A 2,313-nucleotide genomic window follows, 5' to 3' on the forward strand; every position below is an offset into this window, starting at 1 on the left:
CTGTTGAACGAAGCCGCTTTGCGGCAGAAGGAACAAAACTTAAATATCATTCATACTTACTTCCTACATCACTTTTCCGGTGATGCTTAATAGGAGTTTAAGCAATGAATACTTCAGAAAAGCAACACTTTGACCTTTTATATCAACAACATTTAACTAACCTAACACTACAAGGTAAGCGTCCTGCCACTATTGATGCTTACTCTCGTGCCGTGCGTAGGATATCCTCCTTTTTCGATCGTACACCTGATACGTTAACCAAAGCTGATTTAAAATACTACTTTGCACAATTGCTGCAAACTCACTCATGGAGCATCATAAAGTTAGATCGTAATGGCTTACAGTTTTTCTATCGATACACTCTTGAGCGCGAATGGGAATGGCTAAGTATTGTCAAACCGCCGCAAGTAAAACGCATTCCAGACATTATTACGAATAAACAAATTGGTTTGCTTATTAGCCACACTTACTCTTTACGTTATCAGGTCTTTTTTCTAGTGCTATACAGTATGGGCTTACGACTAAGTGAAGCGCTTAGTTTAACCGTGAATGACATTGATAGCCAAATGATGCAAGTTCATATACGAAATGGAAAAGGTGGAAAAGATCGTTTAGTACCATTACCCGAACGTACATTACATGCCTTGCGTTATTACTGGAAAATACATCGTCACCCTGTGTTGTTATTTCCTCGTTTCGGTAAAAAGAAACAACTCATCGTTGACGACGTCCCCATGGATAAAAGTGGTGTTCAAAAAGCGTTGAAAAAAGTGATTTCTGAATTGGGCATTAAGAAGAGCATAAGCCCACACTCGTTACGACACTGTTTTGCAACGCATCTTTTAGAGCAAGGCGTTGACCTGCGTTCCCTACAAATACTCTTAGGCCATAATAACCTCAACACTACTGCAAGATATACTCAACTCACAGCACCCAAACAAAAAAACAACGTAAAGGCACTTAATCAATTAACAGATCAATTGCAGATTGATTGGGGGACGTTATGAGTCAATTTATTACATTACTTCAACGTTACCATCAACAATTGGAACTACATTATGGTGGATTATTGACGCAAGATATCCGCCGAGCAATCACTGATATGTTACATTGTAAGAGTGATCCCACTCGTTACACCCAATGGCATTGCGGGCATTGTCAGCATGATCAACAACTCCTTGCATCGTGTGGTAATAGAAGTTGCCCGCAATGTTTGCATCAAACCACATCAAATTGGTTGGCCAAACAAACCGATAAATTATTACCCGTACACTATTTTATGGTGACGTTTACCTTACCCTATGAGTTCAGAATACTTGCTCGAAAACATCCTAAAACCCTATATCAATTGATGTTTAAAGTAACATCGAACTTACTCAAAGATTTTGCATCAAGAGAGGATAAAGGTAGTTTAGGGTTTACCAGCGTACTGCATACACATAACCGTAAAAGAGAATTGCATCCTCACCTACATATTATTATTCCCTGTGGGCGCTACGATGCTGGCAAACAACAGTGGCATAAAGGTGATAACCATTATCTATTTAACGCTTTTTCATTGGCGAAAGTGTGGAGAGCAAGGATGCTTGATGCAATTAATCACGCTATAGAGTTAACACTACCCAATGAAATTCCTAAAAAATGGGTCGTTGATTGTCGTAAGGTGGGGTTCGGTTTGTCTTCATTACAATACCTATCTCGTTATCTTTATAGAGGGGTTTTGCCTGATAAAGACATTATTAATATAACCGATGAAAATGTGACTTTCAGATATAAAGAGGGGAAAACCGATATCATTAAGACGCGCGAACTGCCAGTGCTAAAGTTTTTATGGTTAATTTTACAACATGTATTGCCTAAAGGGCTACAGCGCGTCAGAGATTATGGTTTCTTAAGAGGTAACGCAAAACAGTTAAGGTTAAAGATCTCACTTCTACTTGGAGTTATTGTCGGCAAAGTCTATAAACAACAAAAAGTGATGAAACATGCTGTATGTATTTGCCCATTTTGTCAGTATGAAATGCATTTTTTAGGCGTGAACCGACTGAGAAACTAATGTACAACCACGATGGCTTTAAGTCTAAAAGAATAAATCTAATACAAAGAGGTGTAATGGCAATCAACTAACATGTAACAGGCTGATATAGTTACCTTATTAATTATATCATGATGAAACTCGCCTGAAGAAAAGTACCTGTGTGCCTCAATCCTACCTTTAAAATAACTATTTACTATAATAAGATGCAATCTCGGATGGGCTTGTTCAACGACCAGATAAGGTGTCGGCTGCGCGACACCTATCCTTGTTTGTTA

At 38.5% G+C, this 2,313-nt stretch carries 2 protein-coding genes; both read left to right on the top strand.

Annotated features, from left to right (window positions below; all coding sequences use genetic code 11):
• The first annotated feature begins 104 nt into the window (after positions 1-104).
• Positions 105-1,007, top strand: coding sequence for a site-specific integrase (locus H5084_RS19110; protein WP_028867635.1), 903 nt, complete (start codon positions 105-107; stop codon positions 1,005-1,007).
• The gene (locus H5084_RS19115; RefSeq protein ID WP_182692219.1) at positions 1,004-2,056 is read left to right on the top strand and encodes a transposase; all 1,053 of its coding nucleotides are present in this window, start codon (positions 1,004-1,006) and stop codon (positions 2,054-2,056) included. The genes H5084_RS19110 and H5084_RS19115 overlap by 4 nt, the downstream gene beginning before the upstream one ends.
• The last annotated feature ends 257 nt before the right edge of the window (positions 2,057-2,313 follow it).

It is taken from the genome of Psychromonas sp. SR45-3, from assembly GCF_014163575.1.
Lineage (GTDB): Bacteria > Pseudomonadota > Gammaproteobacteria > Enterobacterales > Psychromonadaceae > Psychromonas > Psychromonas arctica.

Coding starts and splice junctions, on each gene's coding strand:
- H5084_RS19115 (WP_182692219.1), top strand. CDS start 1,004: ATGAGTCAATTTATTACATTACTTCAACGTTACCATCAACAATTGGAA.
- H5084_RS19110 (WP_028867635.1), top strand. CDS start 105: ATGAATACTTCAGAAAAGCAACACTTTGACCTTTTATATCAACAACAT.